Raw genomic sequence first — 20430 nt, 5'->3', positions numbered from 1 at the left:
CGCCTATGCCGCCCGAGGTCGTGGGCGCCGTTCGCAAGCTTTCCTTGAAACGATATAGCTTACCCAGCAGGCAGCGGTCCGACCGTGCCGCCTGCACTCTTGCCATGGACCACTTCAGAGCGTCGAAATGAGGCGCATATGAGCGACGCAAACCAGGAACATGTCGACGATTCATCACAGGATCGGGAACGTGCAAGTGACTTCAAATCTTTTATGCACTTGACTCCTCAGCAGGTCCAGGACACCTCGCGCGCTTTCCAGGAATGGGAAGACGGACCCTTCTCGCATCTCACTGGGCTGTCCATTCCAGATCAGTCCGCCCACCGAGGCTTCAGATTCTCTGCGAACGGCCTTCTCTTCGACGGCTTACTTTCCGCAAAGGTCTACTGTGACTCCCTCACGGGCGTTTCCGGAAGCGATCAGGACCAAGATCCGGTCGTCGCCGACCTGGTGACTTCCGGACGTATCGAGTTCACGGCGAAGGGCGTATCGCACGACGTGACACCGGGACGCATTTGCATTCGCGACACAAGGGCGTCTTGGGAGTTTTCCTGCAGTCCGGGCACCCGACTGCGCGTGATTTCGATCCCTCGCCATCTGGTGTTTTCGCGAGCATATTCACCGGCTGCACTCAATCAGGCATTCATTTCCGATGTCAAGACGCCGGAAGTGCGCTTCCTGACCAATTTCCTGGAGGCGATCGAAAAGAGCAGTGACGACTTGGATCAGTCGCATTCGGCCCAAGGTATCGCCTTGGACGCCTGCGCGTCAGTCTTCTCCAGCATGCTGTCCGATCGTTCGATCGCCGGGCTGCAGGAACACCCGAACGCGACTTTGACGGCGGCGAGGCACTTCATCGAGAAGAACCTGGACCGACACGACCTCTCCCCCGTGATGGTCGCCCAGACGGTCGGCGTGTCCGTGCGGACACTGCACCGGTTCTTTTCTGAGTCGAATGATTCCGTCATGGCCTTCACGCGTCGGCGGCGTCTTCAGAAGGCTCACGCCGAAATGATGAGCCAGGGAAGCACGGCCAGGATTTCTGAAATTGCCGCGCGCTGGCATTTCGCGGACTCAAGTCACTTCATCCGGCACTTCAAGTCCTTCTATGGAGCGACACCAGCCGCGTACCTCAGAAACCACAGCGGATCGGACCGCCGGGATACGGACGGCTGAGTCCCGGCGGCGGAGACGTGACCGGCCGGCTGGACCGGCGGCCCCCGTCTTGAGAAGACAGGCCGGCAAGTTCGCGCGCCGGCACGTCTTCGCCTCGGGCACCGATGAGTTCCGGCCCGCCGTGCCGCGAGCGTCCCCCCTTCGAGTTCCGCGTCGCGGACTCACCGGCGCACTGTCCTGGTAGCCGCGGTCAGCGCATTCTTTGACGCTGTATCATTTCCGTCCGCTCACAGGATAGTAAATGTGCGTCACCCTCAATAACATAAGCGCCAGCTCCGCAATGTAAATTGCGCGTCACGCTTCGGCTGCTGACCTCCGGTTGGTAAGAGTGCATTTTCCGGCTATGCCGTGAAACCCAGCGAGCAGAACACCCTGTTTGCCCCGCTCCGAACGCGGCATGAGTTAAGGGCGTGTTTCACATTTCTCCGCCGGGACATCCACACCCCTTCCTCAAGCAGTCAACTGCCACATAGACTCCCGCCGCCCGATTCCGCTTTGTGATTCAGAGGGATCCCTTTGAGCGACAACTTGTCTGGCAGACAACGCCTTTCAGTAGTGGGAGTGGCTCTGCTGGTCGTCACGGCAATCCCGTCGGCGGCTGTGAGCGCCCAACCCTGGACCGATCCATCCGGTCGGTCGGCAATGGCCGCGGCGAAATCGCCGACCGTCCACGCGAACACGGTCTCCGTCACCCTCGTCACCGGCGACAAGGTGACGGTCACCCCAGGGGACGGCCGTCCGGCGGCCGTTGCCGTTCGCGGCCCTGACGGAAGCGAGTCCAGCGCGAGGATCAGCACCGTCGGCAAGGACACCTACGTCTATCCGACGTCCGCCGCCAGGTTCCTGGCGGCAGGGTTGCTGGACAAGCGCCTGTTCAACATCACCCAGCTCATGGCCGACGGCTACGACGACGGGCAGGTCAGCCGCGTACCCGTCATCGTCACCTATGCCAAGGGCCTCGGTGACACAGCGGCTGACGCCCGGCGGCAGGCAGCGAGACTGCCGGACGAGGCAACTGATGTCCGGCCTCTCACCAGTGTCAACGGTGCCGCGCTCACGGTCGGCGCGTCCGACGCTGCCGAGTTCTGGTCCGCACTGACCGATGAGCCACACGACCAAGGATCGCGGCGCTCCGCGGGCAGCGCGTCCTTCACCAACGGTGTCGCCAAGGTGTGGCTGGACGGCAAGGTCAAGGCCACTCTTGCCGACAGCACCGCCCAGATCGGGGCCCCGCAGGTCTGGAACGACGGCAACACCGGCAAGGGGGTTGACGTCGCGGTCCTGGACACCGGCTACGACGTGGACCATCCCGATCTGCAGGATGTCGCCTCGTCGAAGACCTTCGTACCGGGCCAGTCCGTCGACGACGGAAGCGGTCACGGTACGCACGTCGCCTCCACGATCGCCGGTACCGGCGCGGCCTCCGACGGCCGGGAACGAGGTGTCGCTCCCGGCGCGTCCCTGCACGTGGGCAAGGTGCTGGCCGACGAGGACTACGGCCTCGATTCCTGGATCGTGGCGGGGATGGAGTGGGCGGCTCGGGACGTCAAGGCCCGTGTCATCAGCATGAGTTTGGGCGTGGACCGGCCTGCTGACGGTACCGATCTCCTCAGCCGGTCGGTGAACGAGCTGAGTGCTGAGACCGGCGCCCTGTTCACCATCGCCGCCGGCAACTCGGGGCCTTCGGAGCACACGGTCCGCTCACCGGGCACGGCGACCGCCGCGTTGACCGTCGGCGCCGTCGACTCGGCCGACTCGATCGCCCAGTTCTCCAGCCGCGGACCGCGACTCGGTGATGACGCGCTCAAGCCGGAGATCACCGCTCCCGGCGTCGGCATTCTGGCCGCCCGGTCCCGCCATGCCCGGTTCGGCGAGGGCGACTACGCCGCCCTGAGCGGCACCTCGATGGCGACCCCTCACGTCGCGGGCGCGGCGGCCCTCCTGGCCGCCCGGCATCCCGACTGGGACGCCACACTTCTCAAGGACGCGCTGGTCAGCACGGCTGCCCCGACCGACGCCATCAGCGCCGACGACGGCGGCAACGGAAGAGTCGACGCGGCGGCCGCCGTCCGCTCCTCCCTCATCGCGACGGCGACCGCCGACGCGGGCATGCACTCGCTCGGCGGCGATCCCGGCGAGACCGTGGGCAAGCAGGTCACCTGGACGAATGCCGGGAGTGAGCCGGTGACGGTGGACCTGGCCATCGAGGCACCCGGGGCTCCGGAAGGCCTGTTCACCCTGTCGGCCTCGCGGCTCACCGTCCCTGCCCACGGCACCGCGTCGGCGACCATGACCACGCACCTGGACAAGGCCCCGGCAGCTCACCGATACCGGGGACACGTCATCGCCTCGGTTTCCGGCACGGTGACCACCCGCACGCTGATCGGCGTCAGCACGCAGGAGAAGCCCTACCACCTGCGGCTCAAACTGCGAGACCAGCAGGGCAAGCCGGTTGACGGACTGGTGGAGCTGCTGCGCAAGGACGGCGGGCCAGACGCCTACTCCATCGTCTACAGCTCCGATGGCGAAGTGGATCGGATTCTGCCGCCCGGTACCTACGCGGCATGGGCGTTCGCGCACGTCCGGGGTGTTCAGGGGGAGTCCTCGCTCGGCCTGGGGCTGCTCGGTCAACCGGAGATCTCCTTGACCCGCGACACCGACGTCACGCTCGGAGGTCCGACGCTCCGCCTCACCGAAGCGCGGACTCCCCGTCCCAGCGTCAGCGATACGGAGGGGCGCATCGACTACATCCGGTCCTTCGCCCCCGCCGAGACGGTGAGCGTCTCGGCTCTGGTCGATGCACGCGTCGACAGCATTTGGGCCCAGCAGAGCCGCAAGGTCACCGAGGGCTCGATGCTCTACACGGCGCGGTGGCGCAAGCTGCAGCCGGTGCTGACCTTGACCTCGGGCGACCAGTCGTTCGATGACCTGTGGCTTCAGCCCGGCTCGGGCAGGCTGCCGGCGGGAAGCCGGACCTTGAAGACCGTCTTCGCGGGCGACGGAAACCCGGCCGACTACGCCTCGATCGACGCGGCCGGCAAGGCCGTTGTGGTCCGGCGCGGTGACGACAGCGAACAGATCCCGGCGGCCAGGGACGCCGGCGCGGCACTGCTGCTGATCGTGAATGACGACTTCGGCCGTCTGCGTTCCCCTATCAGCAGGACGCCCCTGACCGTGGTCGGACTCTCCGCGAGCGCGGGCGAGAAGCTGATCTCCCGTATCCAGGCGGCCGGAAACGGCCGCGTCACCCTGCACGCCGTGTCCAACCCCGTCACCTCGTACCTCTACGACCTCACGCACACCTGGCGCGACGAGATCCCCGCACGGCCGGTCTACGCTCCGAAGACCGGGCAACTGGCGACCGTCGAGAACGACTTCCGCAACAATCCGGAGCACAAGGTCGAGGAGTACCGGTTCGACCTCCAGCCCTACACCACCCGGGAAAGCGGCGTGGCCGTGCCGGCCGACACCGGCAGGCACCGCACCGACTACGTGACCGCGGACCCGTCGGTGCGCTGGCGGCAGTACCTCGTGGTGGCCGCGGCGACGGCGGTGCAGAGCACGGACATCCTCACCTACTCCGCCGGGCGGACCTCCGAGGTCACCTGGTTCGGCCCGATTCAACGCCCGAGGCTGAACGGCAGCATCGTCGAACTGCCGTACCGCACGGGCAACCGGATGGTGGCTCCTGACCTGCCGGGCTGGGGCGACTCCGGGCAGAACCACGTCGGAACGTACGGCCATGGCACTCAGTCGACCGACCTGTACCGGGGGGCCAAGCGGATCGCCGGGACCGACGGCTCCTGGATCGAGGCGGACACCGTGGCGGCGCCGGCCGGGTACCGACTCGTCACCCGCACCGAGCACAACGGATCACTCCCGTACTCGACGCGGACGCTCACCGAATGGTCCTTCCGGTCGGCGGCGGCACGTGATGCCTCCGAGAAGGTGCAGTTGCCGTTGATCCAGCTCGACTACGGCATCCCGACCAGGTTCGACGGGACGGCGAAGCGGGACGCGACGCTGACGGTCGCACCGTCCCACCTGCCCGGAGGTCCGCGCGCATCGGTCCGCACGACGAGGGTCGAGCTCTCGTACGACGACGGGGTCACCTGGCGGAACGCACAGCTCCGGCACGGCGCCGACGGCACCGAGGTACGGCTGAGCGCCCCGGCGAAGGCGTCGTTCCTGACCGTACGCGCCCATGCGACGGACCGTCACGGCAACGCCGTCACCCAGACGATCACACGGGCGGTCGGCATCGGCTGAGGTCGTGCACCCGGACGCCGAATCGCCGGATCCATAACGGACCCGTCAAAGCCTCACGAAGGATCTGAATTGATATCCAGGTTCCCACGCACATCAAGACGTCTCGTCGCCGCGGTTCTGGGCGCAGTCTCAGTGATCCCGCACGCGTACGCTTCCACGGACGCGGCGAGCACACCGGACAAGCCCACCTCCGTGGACGAGAGCGTCATTTCCCGTACGGTCACTCTCGTCACCGGAGACAGGGTCACCGTACGTTCCGGGGGTTCCGCTCCCGGCACCACGACGGTCCAGGGACCCGACGGCGAACCCGTCGGTGCTCATGTGACCTCCATGGGTGCGGACACCTACGTGTATCCGGACAGCGCCATGCCGTACCTCGGCCGCGGGCTGATCGACAAGCGCCTCTTCAACGTCACGCGGCTTCTCCGCGAGGGTTACGGCGACGCGGAACGGCTCCCCCTCATCCTGACCTACAAGAACGACGCCGCCGCGAAGCGTTCGGGAGCGGTACCCGAGGGATCCAGGGAGGTGCGCTCGCTCGACAGTGTCCGGGGCAAGGCGGTGACCGAGGATCTCGGCCGGGCGGACGACTTCTGGTCAGCCCTGACAGGTCATCAGGCTGCGGATGCGGGAAGCCGTAGCGAGAGCGCCTCTCCCTCCTTCGCTCAAGGAGTCGCGAAGGTGTGGCTGGACAGCAAGATCGAAGCCGACCTGGCGGACACGGTGGCCCAGGTCGGTGCTCCCTCGGTCTGGGCGGAAGGCAACACCGGGGAAGGCGTCGACGTCGCGGTCCTGGACACCGGTGTCGACGCCCAGCATCCGGACCTGGACGGCCGTATCGAGACGAGCGCCAGCTTCGTCCCGGGGCAAGCGGTCACCGACCGGCACGGCCACGGCACACACGTGGCCGCCACCGTCGCCGGCACCGGTGCCGCCTCCCAGGGCAAGGAGAAGGGCGTCGCACCGGGCGCCGACCTGCACGTGGGCAAGGTGCTGAACGACAGCGGGTCCGGATACGACTCCTGGCTCCTGGCCGGCATGGAATGGGCGGCGAAGGACCAGCGGGCGAAGATCATCAGCATGAGCATCGGCGGAGATCCCACGGACGGCACTGACCTGCTCAGCCAGGCCGTCAACACGCTCAGCGAGGAGACGGGCGCACTCTTCGTCGTCGCGGCGGGCAACAACGGCCCCAACGCTTCCTCCGTCGAGTCTCCGGGGGCGGCGGACGCCGCGCTCACGGTGGGCGCGGTGAATGGCGAGGACCAGATCGCCCTCTTCTCCAGCCGTGGACCGCGTCTGGTGGATCACGCTCTCAAGCCCGAGATCACCGCTCCGGGCGTGGACGTGCTGGCCGCACGGTCGCAGTACTCGCCCGGTGAGGGTCACTACACCACCATGAGCGGCACGTCGATGGCCACCCCTCATGTCGCGGGCGCGGCAGCGCTCCTGGCCGCGGAACATCCTGACTGGACCGGTCAGCAGCTCAAGGACGCCTTGGTGAGTACGGCCAAGTCGACCCCGGAGCTCGGCCCCTACGACGGTGGCAGCGGGCGGCTGGACATCGCCGCGACGACAAAGGCGCCGGTGGTCGCCACCGGCACCGCCTACCTCGGCATCCACCCCAGGAACAACAAGCTGTCCGGGGCGGCCGAACGACAGGTCACCTACACCAACACGTCCGGCACGGACATCACCCTCGATCTGGCACTCGACGCGCCTGGGGTTCCCCACGGACTGATCACGCTCTCCAGCGACCGGGTCACCGTGCCGGCGGGCGGTACCGAGACGGTCACGGTCGCGGCGGATCTGAGCACGACCTCGGACAAGGGCCTGTACACGGGTGTCATCGAGGCCACCGGCCCGGGCGGACAGGTCCTGGCCGACACGGTCGTCGGTGTCAGCACCGAGGACCAGCCTCACCACCTCGTCATCAAGGTCACCGGCAGGAACGGGGAACCCGTCCCGGCATCGATCACTGTGATCCGCGAGAACGACCCGGCCGGCGTCGCCTACCCCTTCCAGACCGGAAGCGGTACGGCGGATGTGCTGGTGCCGGAGGGAACCTATGCGGTGTGGGCGTGGGGAGTGGTCGAGGGCGCTCACGGTCCCAGCTCACGAGGGGTGGGCCTGCTCGCCGCGCCCAAGGTGGTCGTCGATACCGACACCACCGTGACGCTGGACGGCACCGCGCTCCGTGAGGTGAAGGCGGTCACGCCGAAGGAGAGCGTCGACGCGCGTCTGCGGATGGATTACCACCGCTCCCTGGGCGACACGGCTTCCGTCACCGACGCCTACACCGTTCCGATGGCTTTCGACAGCATGTGGGCGAAGCCCGGCGACCGGGTGGACGGCGACGAAATGTCCGTCACCGCGCGCTGGCGCAAGATCCAGCCCGAACTTTCCGTCGAATCGGGGAGCCAGTCCTTCGACGATCTGTGGCTGCTGCCCGGATCGGCCCGGCTTCCTGAGGGAAGCAGGCATGTGGCCGCGGTCTTCGCGGGTACCGGCACCGCTGCCGACTACTCCGGCCTGGACGCCAAGGGCAAGGTCGCCGTGGTCCGCCGCGGCAACCTCGACAAGCAGGTGACCGCCGCTGAGAAGGCCGGCGTGAAGTTGCTGCTCATCGTCAACGGCGAGCCGGGACGGTACTTCGACGGCGTCAGCCGCACACCGGTGACGGTGGCGACGTTGACCAAGGACCTGGGAGAACACCTGATCTCCCAGGTGAGCAAGGGAGGCGTCAGCCTCCGCGTCACCTCACACCCCACGACCGACTACCTCTACGACCTGGTCCGGCACTGGAACGGCCGTGTCCCGGACAACCTCACCTACCGGCCTCAGCAGCGCCAACTGGCGCGGGTCGACGTCGACTTCCGCCGCCGGTCCGGCGAGACGGCGCTCGACTCCCGTTTCGACATCACGCCCCACCGGCACACCAAGGTCGGCAACGCACCGATCGAAGTCACCCAGCGATTCCGCACCGACTGGGTCACCGCCGACGACTCCGTACGGTGGATGACCGAAGTGTTCACCCCGGAAGTCATTCAGTGGGGCGCGAGCATCGCCTATCCGGCGGGCAGCACTCACAGGGAGCAGTGGTTCGGCCCGATCCAGCGACCTCGCCTCAATGACTCGATCGATCTTCCGCAGCGCTCGGACGCCGGGTTCATATTCTCCGTACCGGGCTGGGGTGACTCGGGCGCGGATCATGCCGGGATCGCGGTTCCTGGCCAGCTCGACCAGACACTGGCCCTCTACCAAGGAAACACCCTCGTCGCCGAGACACCCGGGGGCTACCTCGAAACCCAGACGAAGTTGCGCCCAGAGCTGCTTCCGTACCGGCTCGTCGCGACAACGGAGCGCGACCCGGCGTTCTACCCGTACTCGACCCGGACGCGGACGACCTGGCAGTTCGTGTCCGGTTCCGGCGAGCAAGGCAGGACCGCCCGCCTGCCACTCCTCCAGCTCGACTACGCGCTGGACACCGATCTGGAGCACAAGGCTGCCCGCTCCGCGAAGGTGACACTCCTCCCGTCCCATCTGCCGGCAGCAACGAACGCCGGGACCGTCCGGTCCGCCGGCCTGTGGGTCTCCTACGACGACGGGGCCACCTGGCGGGAGCAGCGACTGAAGAAGACGGGGCACGGTTGGGAGACGCAACTGCGCGCACCCGCCGGCGCCAAGCACGTGACCTTGCGTGCCCAAGCCCGCGACAGTCGTGGCAACAGCGTCGAGCAGACCGTGATCCGCGCGTTCGGCTTGAGGTGACGGGCGCGTAGTGCCGTCCGGGCCCCATTGGCTGGGGGCCCGGACGGCGGCCCGTCTCCGACGACTCGGCTCAGAGGACTTTGAGGACCTCTTCGGCGAGCTTCGTGGACGAAGCTGGGTTCTGGCCGGTGTAGAGGTTTCGGTCCACGACGATGTAGGGCTGCCATGTCGGACCGCGGGAGTAGTCGGTGGGCAGCTTCCTGAGTTCGTCCTCCAGCAGCCACTTCGCCTCGTCGGCGAATCCGACTCCGGCTTCTTCGTCGTTGGTGAAGCCTGTGAGGCGGTAGTTCGCAAAGGGCGTCTCGTTGTTCTCGTCGCGCGTGGCGAGAAGGGCGGCCGGAGCGTGGCACACGATGGCCAGTGGCTTGCCGGAGGCCAGAGCCCGCCGCAGGAGCATCCCCGACTCGGCGTCGGTGGACAGGTCCTCCATGGGGCCGTGTCCTCCGGGGTAGTAGACCGCGTCGTAGTCCTCCAGGCGCACGTCCTTCAGGGAGATGGGACTGCGCAGTTCGTCCGCTTCCCGAATCACGTTCTCGAGCTTGAGAGCGTTCTCCTCGCCGTTGTTCATGCTGGGCCGCAGGCTCATCATGTCCAGCGTCGGAATCACCGCCCCGGGAGTGGCGACGGTGATCTGGTGACCGGCTCCGGTGAAAATGCTGTAGGGCGCCGCGAACTCTTCGGACCAGTACCCGGTGGGGTGTTTGTGGCCGTTCTTGAGGGTCCAGTAGGCGGCGCCGGTCATCACGAACAAGATCTTGGCCATGTCAGTCACGCCCGTCATTTGAGATGTCGCACGACAGGAGGACTCCTGCCGCTCAGCGTCAAAAGCCTCACCCCAGATTAGCCACCGAGCGATGAAGCCGCAGCCCAGGTGGAACGCATGGCGCTCGCCATACCACGGCTATCTGAATATGCGTGCCACATCATTGAACCTGAGCGCCTGTTTCGATCACAGGTGCATGAAACTCTCGCTGACGCCGAACCGTGTTGTTCCCGCGCATGTTTACGGCTCGGGTATCCGGAAAGACGCAACCCTGGCCGTTTCAGCCGTCAGGAAAGGAACACCGATGGGAGCAGCTCAGCAAGGGAAGTTCAACGATCCTTGGTGGCGGTTCATACCGGCAAATCGAGGCGTGGGAGTACTTCACATACTGGCCGGTATTCTCGTCATGGTACAAGCCGTCACTGTTCTCTTGGCCGGGGCTTCGAGAGAGTGGACCGTTTTCGAGGGCTTCATCTTGCTCGTCGGTTGTGCCCTGCTCCTGCAAGGTGTCGACGGGCTCCGCGCGCTCGGTTCGGCGAGGGCACGAGAGACGACGAAGTCGAACTGATGACGGCGGGCGACTCCATCGGGCCACCTGATGGAGTCGCCGGCCGGGAACGGCCCGGGACCCACGAGTTGCCGGGTGCGATCAGCGGACGCATGCTGAGGCGATCGGCTCCCACCAGCCCCTCCGCACATGGGGAGAAGTTTCATGGCCGCGCCCGCTCGCCCGTTGCCGAGTCCGGATGCCGCGCCGTTGGGCCTGGCCGGATTTGGGACCACCACATTCATGCTCAGCTTCTTCTATGTCGGCATCGACCCCTCGCTGACGCCGGCAGTGTTTCCCGTCGCGCTGTTCTTCGGCGGCGTGATCCAGCTGATCGCCGGATGGGTCGAGTTCAGACAGGGCAGCACCTTCGGCGCCACCGCCTTCAGCTCGTACGGTGCTTTCTGGATCGCGTACGCCGTGTACGGCATGGCCGTTGAACCCAGGCTGCCGCCCGACCAGGTTCACATCGCCAACGGACTGTTCAATCTCCCCTGGGCGGTTCTCACGCTGTATCTGACCGTTGCGACACTCCGTATCAGCGGCGTACTGCTGGCCGCGTTCATGTGCGCGACGGTCACTTTCACGCTGTTCACGGCCGCCAACTTCATGCAGTCCCCGGGAGTGTTCCAGTGGGCCGGCGGCTTCGGGTTCCTGACCGCGCTGATCGCCTGGTACGCGTCCTTCGCCGCTCTCATCAACGGCACCTGGGGCCGGCACCTGGTTCCGACGTTCCCGGACCCGGGCAAGAGGCTGGCCCACCTGGCACACCACAAGAGCCGGCCGCACTCCATCACCGCGTCTGCCGGTGAGAAGGAAGCCGGCGACGAATATTCGGGATACCGACGATAGGTTTCCGCCGGAAAGCGGCCGTGTCAGCGGGACGGTCCCCACCGGGTGGCCGTCCCGCTGACACGCGGCTCGATGTCATTCGAAGGTGATGACCAGGCGGCCGACGACGTCGCCTCGGCCGAGAGCCTCCAGGTTCTCGTTGACGTCCTCCAGCTTGATCTTGGTGACGTTGTGCTTGACGAGGCCGGCATCCGCGAGAGCGAGCGCCTCCGCGAGGTCCTCGTAGTTGCCCCAGAACGAGCCGAAGTAGGAGCGCTCCGTCCCGACGAACGGGAACTGGGGAAGCTCGACGTGGTGGTCCATGAGACCGACGGAGGCCACGATGCCTTCCGAGCCGAGCACGTCGAAGGCCATCGCGATGGCGTCCTTGCTGCCGACGCAGTCCAGCACGGCATCGAGCGTCCTGCTGCCGGTCAGCGACTCCAGCGTGTCCTGGATGGCCTCGGTGGACTTGTCCCGGACGTTGATCCCGTGGTCCGCGCCGTTGTCCTTCGCCACGTCCAGCTTGTTGTCCGAGCGGGTCAGGGCCACCACCGTCGCACCGCCGCCCAGCAGCTTCGCGTACTGGACCCCGTAGCTGCCCAGACCGCCGATACCGGTGACACCGATGACACGCCCGGGCACCACCTTGCCCGTGTCACGCAGCTTCTTCATCGCCCGGTACGGAGTCAGCCCCGCGTCCGTCATCGGGGCCAGGAACTCGGGATGCCGGGCGGCCTCCTCCGAGACCGGAATGGCATGGGCGTACTGCACCCCTATGTACTCGGCGTAGCCTCCAGGAGGCCCGAACCCGACCCACCGGCCCGTGCCGCTGCAGATCTGCTCGTTGCCCTCACGGCACTGACGGCACGTGCCGTCGCCCCAACTCGTGAGGACCACGACCATGTCGCCCTCGGAGTAGCCCGGCGAATCCGGGACGGCGCTGCCCTTCCCCACCACACGACCGGCAACCTCATGGCCGGGTATGTAGGGGAAGTCCACAGGAAACGGACCCTTGAAGTAGCCCTCGATGAGCTGGAAGTCACTGCGGCACATACCTACCGCCGCGACCTTCACCAGAACTTGGTCCGGGGCGGGTTCGGGAACGGGTACCTCTTCAAGCCGAAGAGGTTCGTTGTACCCGTGCATCCGCGCTGCTCGCATCTGCATGGGGCGCCTCGCTTTCACCGGCCAGGAGCGGCACGCACGCGCGTAACAACCACCGGGCGGGACTGATCCGCCCGTACCGACTCACGTCAGGCCGCTTGGACACGACCAGAATCCCCCGCACACCCCCACTTCGCACCCGGAATCAGCACGCCTATCCCATATGCGGCGCGCCGATACCACTCACGTCGACTTTGGTGCACATTGCGTGATGGTCGAATTACACAGAGTTCGCCTGCGGGTTGTGCCGAGCCGGGGACGAGCAGGCTGTCAGGACACCCCCGCTGAGCAGCACGGCGGCGGTCACGGCAGCGATTTTGGTCAGACTCCGGTTCGATCGACCCGGCGTGGGCTTCTTCATGACGTGGAGCGTGGCGTATGCCGGTCAGGACATGGTCAAGAAGGCGTACTGCGCCGGTGAGTTCATCCATCAATCAAACGTCAACACAACATCAACAGGAGGTTCCTATGCTCCGCGGCATGCATGCGCACGTGGTGGTGGCCGACGATGACGAGGGACAGGCAGAGCTGGTTCGCCGGTACCTGCAGCACGAGGGTCACGACGTGACCGTCGTGCACGACGGTCGGGCGGCCTTGGAAGCGGTGCGGAGCCGCACGCCTGATCTGCTGGTTCTGGACGTGATGATGCCCCGCGTCGGCGGCCTGGACGTATGTCGCATCATCCGGAGCGAACCGCCTCTCGTGGACCTTCCCGTGTTGATGCTCACCGCACGCTCCGCCGAGGACGATCTCCTGCTCGGACTCGACCTGGGGGCGGACGACTACATGACCAAGCCCTTCAGTCCCCGGGAATTGATGGCACGCATACGGTCTCTGCTCCGGCGCGGCGCACGGCAGACGCCGGCGGAGCCCGAGACGATACTGCGAGCCGGCCCCCTCGTCGTCGACCAGGCACGGCACGAGATTCGGGTTCATGACCGCGTGATCGACTCCACGCCGGGGGAATTCCGGATTCTCGAACTGCTCGCCGAGCACCCGGGACAGGTGTTCACACGTGCTCAGATCCTGATGCATCTGCACGGCTACGACCGTCACATAACCAACAGGACCGTCGACATGCATGTGATGAACATACGCAAGAAGATCGAGGTCGATGCGCGCCGCGCACGACTTCTCGTGACGGTCTACGGCGTCGGGTACAAGATCTCCGATCAGGTGGATGCGGCGCCCGGGAGCGAAGCTCCAGGCAGTCGGCGGTAATGGGCCGTGCTTCCAGGGACCGTGGTGGCACCCGGCCGTCAGCAGCACCGCTCACAGTGAGACTCCCCCGCCGCCGCCAATGGGACAGGTCGTGCCTGCGGCACAGTCTTCTGGTGAGACTGTTGGCCGTCTCGGCGCTCGTTTCCCTGTGCTCCGTGACGGCCACGGCCTGGGTCGTCGTACGGACAACCACGGTCGCCATCGACAAGGAACGGGGACTGGCCGCCGACGAAGACGCAAGGGTCTACGACGCGCTCCTCGGCTATGCAGCCACGCACACCAGCTGGGACAACGCCGGCCAACTTGTCGAGGACCTCGCTGACAGCACAGGGCAGCGCATCCTCCTGACGGATCCCGAAGGGCATGCCGTACGGGACTCCGCCACCACCCCTGGTCGCGCTCTGCGCCCACCTGAACGGCCCCTGACCACGGTCGACCCGCTCAAGGTCGACTCACAGCTCACGCCCGATGCGGTGAACGAAGCGATCGATCCGCGTGCCATCGGCCCGTTCCGACTGACGACATGGGAGAAGCGGCGGCTTCATCAAGCCGCGGTCGACGTCGTCGAATGCTTCCGCACCGTCCTGGGCGTCCCGGCGGAGGTCGGAGCCGGACCCAACGGACGACCACGCCTGGTCACCCGGGATCCCGACTCGACCACAAGCCCTCGATGCAACAGCGCGGCGCTCGGTACGCCTCTGCCGACCGAACGAAAAGCACTACAGGCGCTCAACAACCTCGTCAACGCATGTCTGTCACAACAGGAAACGGGGACGGTGCGGCTGGCTCTCAACCTCAGCTGGCAGCCGGCGACGGAGTTCCAGGAGACCGACTCCGTCAAAGTCGACAACTGCCTCACGAGCAGCCGCCGTCAGCAACTCGCACCCTACGTGGCACCCGCCGTCCAGCTGTACGTGGGCGGTGACGAACGTCTGCCCACAGCGTTCTTCGATCTGTCGGCCGGCAACCGACTACGTATCGCCGGAGCCGCGTCGCTGGTCCTGTTGCTGACCGTTGCCATCACGACCCTGGTCGGCATCCGACTGATCAAGCCCTTGCGCGCCTTGACCTCGGCCGCCCAGTCCTTGGGAGAGAGCTCGGCCTCCCCGCGCGTGAACGTTGCGGGGAACGACGAGATCGCCCAGTTGTCGGCGGCGTTCAATGCGATGTCCGCACGCCAAGCGGAACTGGAATCCCTGCGCAAGAACATGACGAGTGACATCGCGCACGAGCTGCGCACTCCGCTCAGCAACATCCGCGGATGGCTGGAGGCCGTCGCGGACGGCATCGCCCAGCCGGATACGGATCTGGTCGCATCGCTGCTCAGTCAGGCGTTTCTGCTGCAGCACATCATCGACGACCTGCGCGATCTGTCCGCGGCCGATGCGGGCGAACTGCGCTTGTCGAAGCAGCCTGTTGAGGTGACCGATCTCATCGAGGCGACCGTCACCGCCCACCAGGCCGGTGCGCAGGCGGCAGGTGTGCGGTTGACAGCTGCCATCGCTGCCGACAGCCGGTCGTTGCCCGTGCTGGACGCGGATCCCGTCCGCCTGCGCCAGGTGTTCGGCAACCTCGCTTCCAACGCGATCCGTCACACCCCGAGAGGCGGAACCGTCACTTTCGATGCCCGCTGCGACCACGGTGACGTGGTCATCGACGTGGCCGACACGGGTTCGGGCATCGCACCGGAGGAACTGCCCCATGTCTTCGAGCGCTTCTGGCGTGCCGAGAAATCCCGCAGCCGGCAGGGTGGTGGAAGCGGGTTGGGTCTGGCGATCGTCCGCAAGCTGACGGAGGCCCACGGCGGAACGGTGACCGCGATCAGCACCGTGGGAAAGGGATCTGTGTTCACGCTACGACTTCCGACCGCACAGGAGGTGGATCGTCGGTAAGCGGCCGACGTCTCCTTTCGGCTGCCCAGGACAGGCACCGGTGTCTCGCGGAGGCGAGGCACTACCGCTCGTCTTGGCCGGTGACCGGCGTCACATCCGGCTTCTGTCAGGGATCGGGGCGCTGTCTCGTTCAAGTGGGACGCGAACGAGACAGGAGTCATGCCATGAAGCACCGCATCGTCGTACTCGGCGCTGGGTACGCCGGGGCTTTCGCCGCCGGGAACCTGGCCCGCCGGCTCTCCCCCGCCGACGTCGAGATCACCGTCGTGAACGCCGTGCCCGACTTCGTCGAGCGGATGCGGCTCCACCAGCTCGCGATCGGTCAGAACCTCGGGTTCCGCAAGCTCGCCGACGTCTTCGCGGGCACCGGAGTGCGGCTGCGCCTGGCGCGCGTCACCGGCATCGACCCCGTACGCAGGACCGTTGCCGTGACCGGCGACGACGGCGACGGTGAGCTCGCGTACGACACGCTTCTCTATGCGCTCGGCAGCGCCGCGGCGCATCATGGCGTTCCCGGCGTGGCTGAGTACGCCTTCGATGTGGCCGGCCGGTCCTCGGCGCTGCGTCTGCGTGAGCGCCTGGCCGGTCTGGGCGCAGGCGGTACCGTGCTGGTCGTCGGTGAGGGCTTGACCGGGATCGAGACCGCCACCGAGTTCGCCGAGTCCCGGCCTGATCTCTCGGTAGCCCTCGCCGCCCGCGGCGAACTGGGTGCCTGGCTCTCTCCGAAGGCCCGCCGTCACCTGCACCAGGCTTTCGACCGGCTCGGTATCACCGTCCACGAGCACACCGGCATCGAAGCCGTCGAGCCGACGCGGGCGATCGCCGCGGGCGGTAGGTCCATCCCGGCCGATGTGACGGTGTGGTCGGCCGGGTTCGCGGTGCATCCTCTCGCGGCCGGCAGTGGCTTGGAGGTCGCCGAGACCGGCCAGATCGTCGTGGACCGCACCATGCGCTCGGTCTCGCACCCGAACGTCTACGCCGCCGGTGACTGCGCCTACGCGATCGGGGAGAACGGCCGGCCGCTGCCGATGTCCTGTGCTTCGGCCGGTTTCACCAACATGCAGGCGACCGCCGCGATCATCGCGCGGCTGACGGGCGGCGAGGTCCCGACCACCGGGCTGAAGTACTACGGCAACCACATCAGCCTCGGACGACGGGACGCGATCTTCCAGATGGTGGACGGGGAGGTCCGGTCGAAGTCCTGGTATCTGGGCGGCCGGATCGCCGCTCGGCTCAAGTCGGGCGTGCTCAAGGGCGCCGGGTGGGGTGTCGCCCACCCGACCTTCGGCATGCCGAAGCGTCAGCGCCGCCTGGCCGGTGCGCCTGACCGGGCTGGGGTGAGGGTCTCTGCCTAGGCTGTTGCGCATGGACGGTGCAGCCATCGATCGGTTCGAGGCCAGCCGGGGCCGGCTGGCCTCGCTCGCGTACCGTCTGCTCGGCTCGGCCGCCGACGCCGAGGACGTCGTGCAGGACACGTTCTTGCGCTGGCAGGCCGTGGATCGCGCACGGGTCGAGGTGCCGGAAGCCTGGCTGACCAAGGTCGTCACGCATCTCTGTCTGGACCGGCTGCGCTCGGCGCGGGCGCGTCACGAGCGCGCGGCCGGTTCCTGGTTGCCGGAGCCGCTCCTCGAAGGTGACCCGATGCTCGGGCCGGCGGACACGTTCGAGCGGCGCGAATCGGTGTCCTTGGCCGTACTGACCCTCTTGGAGCGCCTCTCGCCGGTCGAGCGGGCCGTCTACGTCCTGCGTGAGGCCTTCTCGTACAGTCACGCCGAGATCGCCGGGATCCTCGAGATCACCGAGTCCGCGAGCCAGCAGCATGTCCACCGGGCTCGGATCCGGGTCGCGGCCGAGCGCCGTCGCGGGGCGGCAGACCCCGTGTCCGCGCGCCGGGTCGTCGAGGAGTTCCTCGCCGCCGCCACCTCGGGGCGTATCGAACGGCTGGTGGCGCTGCTCACGGAGGACGTGACGGCGGTCTCGGACGGAGCCGGGCTGGGCAAGCGGCTGCTGCGCTACGAGACGCGTGAGCGGGTCGCTTCCTTTGTGCGGGCCGGCTTCAGGCCGACGCCGGCGAAGCGGCGGCTGGCCGGTGGCTCGCCCGCGATCCATATCGCTGCGGTCAACGGCTCTCCGGCGGTCCTCGCCGTGGTCGACGACCGGGTCGTGGGCGCTGTGATGTTCGAAGTCAGCGACGGTCGGGTCGCGTCCTTGTGCGGCATGGCCGCCGCGGACCGGCTGGTGCGCCTCAACGAGGTCTGGCGGCGGCATGAACCCGGCGCGCCGGTCATCAGCGCATGGTGACCGGCGCCACGAGGCAGTCGGCCGCATCAATGCCGTCGCACGCCGCACGCCCGGCGCGTTCCGCTGGTCCCCCGCTCGCTGCGAGGGACCGGCGGAACGCTGACGTGACTACTTGCCGCTGATCACGGAGGTCAGGGCTTCCGGCGTGATCGTGTCGGGGACCTGGATGCCCGAGGAGAGCTTGTAACCCTGGCCACGGACCGCGCCGCCGGGGAACTCGGCGGTGTGCAGGTTGAAGTACCAGTTCTCCGGGTTCGCCTTGATGCCCTCCAGCAGGTCGTTGTCCCGAACGGTGACCGTGCCGTAGGCGAACTTCGTACCGTCCTCCAGCTTCTCCGTGAAGAACGGGATCTTCACGTCACCGTTGACACCCTTCACGCCCTTGTGAAGGTGACCCAGAGTCGGCGTCTGAACCCCCGTGAACGTGAACGCGTACGACACCTCATTGCCCTGGATCCGCATCAGCGCAAGGGCGTGCCCGTCCTTGTCACCCACAGCCGGCCCACCCTCGACCGGCACCTCATTGGCACCGTTCATCAGCGAACCGAAGAACGTCGCATCCGACGCGTTCTTGTCCCACTCACCCGCACGCACATCGGCAGCACCCCCACCAGCATGCCCCGAACCCGCAGACTCGTGCCCGGTCGCGGCCGTGCCACCAGCCCCAGCGCTCGCACTGCCACCGGCAGCCACGTCCTCACCGTTGCAGGCAGTCAGAAGAAGCGCACCGGCAACAGCAGAAACGGCAATCATCCCGAAACGAGTGAACTTCATGATGGTCAATGCCCTTCGAGTAGCGCGCCCCGCGGCTGATCCGCGACGCGTTCACTCTCAGCACGGACAACGCCCCCAGCACCGCTCACCCGGTGACACCCCTGAGACACTCCTGAAACGATCCAAGATCACTCGCAACCCGATCCCGACACAAACCCCGCTGCACGGCGGCCGGCCACGTTCCTCGTCCGGCCCCGGCAGGCGCTCGCCCGCCTGCCGGGGCCTCCGGCTCACCTCCGGCTCCACTCCTTCGCGAGCAGCTCGTACGACCTCACCCGGTCGACGTGGTCGTGGGTGACAGTCGTGATGAGCAATTCATCGGCGCCGGTGGCCTCCTGGAGCTGCGCCAGGCGGTCGGCCACCCGCTCTGGTGAACCGACGAACTGCGTGTCCACGCGGTCCCGCACCAGGTCCCTGTCCTCGTCGCTCCAGGCGAAGGCCCGGGCCTGCTCCGGTGTCGGGAACTCGATGGCGCCCTCGGCGGTGCGGATGCTGCGGACCCAGGGCGCGTAGCCGGTGGCGAGCTCGCGGGCCGTCGCGTCGTCCTCCGCGACGACCACGTCGGCCGAGACGCTGACGTACGGCTTGTCGAGGACGTCGGAGGGCTGGAAGAAGGCCCGGTAGCCGTCCACCGCCTCCAGCACGGTGGCCGGGCTGACGTGGTAGTTCGCGGCGAACCGCAGGCCCCGCGCACCCGCGGCCTCGGCGCTCTGGCCGCCGCTGCTGCCCAGGATCCACAGCTCGACGTCGGCGCCCTCGCCCGGCACGGCGTGCGCCTCGACGCCCTCCGCGGACCGGTAGGTGCCGGCCAGCAGGGCGAGGATGTCGTCGATCTGGTCGGCGTAGTCCTGCGACTCGGCGCCGGGCAGCAGGAGCAGCTTGCGCTGCAGGGCGATCCTGGGTGAGCCGAGGAGGCGTTCGAAGGAGAAGCGGGGCGGGATGAGCAGGCCGTTGGGGGCCCGGCCGTCCACGACGGGGGTGGTGGTCGGCGGATGCTCGGGGGGTTGTCCGCTCGGGCGGCCGCCCGAGCGGCCCAGGCCGAGGTCGAAGCGGCCGGGGTGCAGGGCGTCGATCAGGCCGAACTCCTCGACGGTGCTCAGCGCGGTGCGGTGGCCGAGTTGCACGGCGCCGGAGCCGAGCCGGATCGTGGAGGTGGCGGAGGCGGTCAGCGCGAGGACGACCGCGGGGGACGTGCCCGCGACGCCGGGGTTGAGGTGATGCTCGGCGAACCAGTACCGGGCGTAGCCGAAGCGTTCGGTCTGCTGTGCCAGGTCGATGGAGTTGCGCAGGGCGTCGGCGGCTGTGGACCCGGAGGCTATCGGCACCAGGTCGAGGACGCCGAGGGGTATGTCAGACATGGGCGGGCTCCTCTTCGGTGACGGGCCGGACCGGCCCCCAGGTGAAGGGCGGGTCCGGGATCTGGCGGCGCAGTACGGGGGCGGCCTCGGACTGGAAGAGTTCGAGGGAGGCGCGGTGCCGGGCCCGGGTGAGCCCGCTCGCGTCCGCGTGCACATGGAGCACGGTGTGCCCGAACTGCTCGTGGTAGCGGTGCACCTTGTCGACGATCTGCTGCGGGCTGCCGATCAGGGCGGAGCTGCGCTCCACGAAGTCCTCCACACTCTCGAAGACGACCGGCAGGCCGAACTGCTTCTGGAACGCGAGCGTCGACTCGAAGATCGGCCGGTACAGCGCGAGCGCTTCCCGCTCCCCCACGCCGA

General features: G+C 67.3%; 13 protein-coding genes and 1 pseudogene. 9 read left to right on the top strand and 5 right to left on the bottom strand.

Features of this window, described 5'->3' with window-relative positions; genetic code table 11:
* The first annotated feature begins 138 nt into the window (after positions 1–138).
* From DN051_RS43470 to DN051_RS47420, 3 genes are all read left to right on the top strand, one after another.
* Complete coding sequence (locus DN051_RS43470; RefSeq protein WP_246041215.1) at positions 139–1176, top strand: helix-turn-helix domain-containing protein; 1038 nt, start codon at positions 139–141, stop codon at positions 1174–1176.
* Between the two features lie 642 nt (positions 1177–1818).
* On the top strand, positions 1819–5445 hold the full coding sequence (locus DN051_RS43465) for a S8 family serine peptidase (protein ID WP_112443229.1): 3627 nt from the start codon (positions 1819–1821) through the stop codon (positions 5443–5445).
* Positions 5446–5577: 132 nt separating this feature from the next.
* Positions 5578–9216, top strand: a complete 3639-nt coding sequence (locus DN051_RS47420) for a S8 family serine peptidase (RefSeq protein WP_281289073.1) — start codon at positions 5578–5580, stop codon at positions 9214–9216.
* A gap of 70 nt (positions 9217–9286) precedes the next feature.
* Here DN051_RS47420 and DN051_RS43455 read toward each other — a convergent pair whose 3' ends face one another.
* Positions 9287–9979, bottom strand: a complete 693-nt coding sequence (locus DN051_RS43455) for a type 1 glutamine amidotransferase domain-containing protein (RefSeq protein WP_053764254.1) — start codon at positions 9977–9979, stop codon at positions 9287–9289.
* Between the two features lie 196 nt (positions 9980–10175).
* Here DN051_RS43455 and DN051_RS45595 point away from each other — a divergent pair, with 196 nt between their 5' ends.
* On the top strand, positions 10176–10547 hold the full coding sequence (locus tag DN051_RS45595) for a hypothetical protein (protein ID WP_162625202.1): 372 nt from the start codon (positions 10176–10178) through the stop codon (positions 10545–10547).
* A 144-nt stretch (positions 10548–10691) separates the two neighbouring features.
* A complete protein-coding gene (locus DN051_RS43450; RefSeq protein ID WP_112443228.1) occupies positions 10692–11378 on the top strand; it encodes an acetate uptake transporter in 687 nt (228 codons plus the stop codon).
* A 75-nt stretch (positions 11379–11453) separates the two neighbouring features.
* Here the strand turns inward: DN051_RS43450 and DN051_RS43445 are convergent, their stop codons facing one another.
* A complete protein-coding gene (locus DN051_RS43445; RefSeq protein ID WP_199315050.1) occupies positions 11454–12521 on the bottom strand; it encodes an NAD(P)-dependent alcohol dehydrogenase in 1068 nt (355 codons plus the stop codon).
* A gap of 483 nt (positions 12522–13004) precedes the next feature.
* On the opposite strand from DN051_RS43445, the gene DN051_RS43440 reads away from it, so the two are divergent.
* From DN051_RS43440 to DN051_RS43425, 4 genes are all read left to right on the top strand, one after another.
* Positions 13005–13745 (top strand): response regulator transcription factor, encoded by a 741-nt coding sequence (locus tag DN051_RS43440; protein ID WP_053757705.1) that lies wholly within the window; start codon positions 13005–13007, stop codon positions 13743–13745.
* A 113-nt stretch (positions 13746–13858) separates the two neighbouring features.
* On the top strand, positions 13859–15637 hold the full coding sequence (locus DN051_RS43435; protein ID WP_342781597.1) for a sensor histidine kinase: 1779 nt from the start codon (positions 13859–13861) through the stop codon (positions 15635–15637).
* Between the two features lie 164 nt (positions 15638–15801).
* Positions 15802–16992, top strand: a complete 1191-nt coding sequence (locus tag DN051_RS43430; protein ID WP_112443225.1) for an NAD(P)/FAD-dependent oxidoreductase — start codon at positions 15802–15804, stop codon at positions 16990–16992.
* A 10-nt stretch (positions 16993–17002) separates the two neighbouring features.
* Positions 17003–17938, top strand: coding sequence for a sigma-70 family RNA polymerase sigma factor (locus tag DN051_RS43425; RefSeq protein WP_053757703.1), 936 nt, complete (start codon positions 17003–17005; stop codon positions 17936–17938).
* A 108-nt stretch (positions 17939–18046) separates the two neighbouring features.
* Here the strand turns inward: DN051_RS43425 and DN051_RS43420 are convergent, their stop codons facing one another.
* The 3 genes and pseudogenes from DN051_RS43420 to DN051_RS43410 form a co-directional block, all read right to left on the bottom strand.
* Complete coding sequence (locus DN051_RS43420; RefSeq protein ID WP_112443403.1) at positions 18047–18712, bottom strand: CHRD domain-containing protein; 666 nt, start codon at positions 18710–18712, stop codon at positions 18047–18049.
* A gap of 230 nt (positions 18713–18942) precedes the next feature.
* On the bottom strand, positions 18943–20070 hold the full coding sequence (locus DN051_RS43415) for an LLM class flavin-dependent oxidoreductase (protein ID WP_112443224.1): 1128 nt from the start codon (positions 20068–20070) through the stop codon (positions 18943–18945).
* Positions 20063–20416, bottom strand: a pseudogene (locus DN051_RS43410) (LLM class flavin-dependent oxidoreductase); the annotation flags it as partial. The gene DN051_RS43415 and the pseudogene DN051_RS43410, both read right to left, overlap by 8 nt.
* Positions 20417–20430: the final 14 nt, after the last annotated feature.

The organism is Streptomyces cadmiisoli, from assembly GCF_003261055.1.
GTDB lineage: Bacteria > Actinomycetota > Actinomycetes > Streptomycetales > Streptomycetaceae > Streptomyces > Streptomyces cadmiisoli.
Note: the sequence above shows the minus strand (reverse complement) of the source record. Positions and strands in the feature narration are given on the sequence as shown.

Excerpts from the sequence above, each read along its gene's own strand:
- DN051_RS43470 (WP_246041215.1), top strand. The coding sequence starts at position 139 with ATGAGCGACGCAAACCAGGAACATGTCGACGATTCATCACAGGATCGG.
- DN051_RS43465 (WP_112443229.1), top strand. The coding sequence starts at position 1,819 with ATGGCCGCGGCGAAATCGCCGACCGTCCACGCGAACACGGTCTCCGTC.
- DN051_RS43455 (WP_053764254.1), bottom strand. The coding sequence starts at position 9,979 with ATGGCCAAGATCTTGTTCGTGATGACCGGCGCCGCCTACTGGACCCTC.
- DN051_RS45595 (WP_162625202.1), top strand. The coding sequence starts at position 10,176 with ATGAAACTCTCGCTGACGCCGAACCGTGTTGTTCCCGCGCATGTTTAC.
- DN051_RS43450 (WP_112443228.1), top strand. The coding sequence starts at position 10,692 with ATGGCCGCGCCCGCTCGCCCGTTGCCGAGTCCGGATGCCGCGCCGTTG.
- DN051_RS43445 (WP_199315050.1), bottom strand. The coding sequence starts at position 12,521 with ATGCGAGCAGCGCGGATGCACGGGTACAACGAACCTCTTCGGCTTGAA.
- DN051_RS43440 (WP_053757705.1), top strand. The coding sequence starts at position 13,005 with ATGCATGCGCACGTGGTGGTGGCCGACGATGACGAGGGACAGGCAGAG.
- DN051_RS43430 (WP_112443225.1), top strand. The coding sequence starts at position 15,802 with ATGAAGCACCGCATCGTCGTACTCGGCGCTGGGTACGCCGGGGCTTTC.
- DN051_RS43425 (WP_053757703.1), top strand. The coding sequence starts at position 17,003 with ATGGACGGTGCAGCCATCGATCGGTTCGAGGCCAGCCGGGGCCGGCTG.
- DN051_RS43420 (WP_112443403.1), bottom strand. The coding sequence starts at position 18,712 with ATGAAGTTCACTCGTTTCGGGATGATTGCCGTTTCTGCTGTTGCCGGT.
- DN051_RS43415 (WP_112443224.1), bottom strand. The coding sequence starts at position 20,070 with ATGTCTGACATACCCCTCGGCGTCCTCGACCTGGTGCCGATAGCCTCC.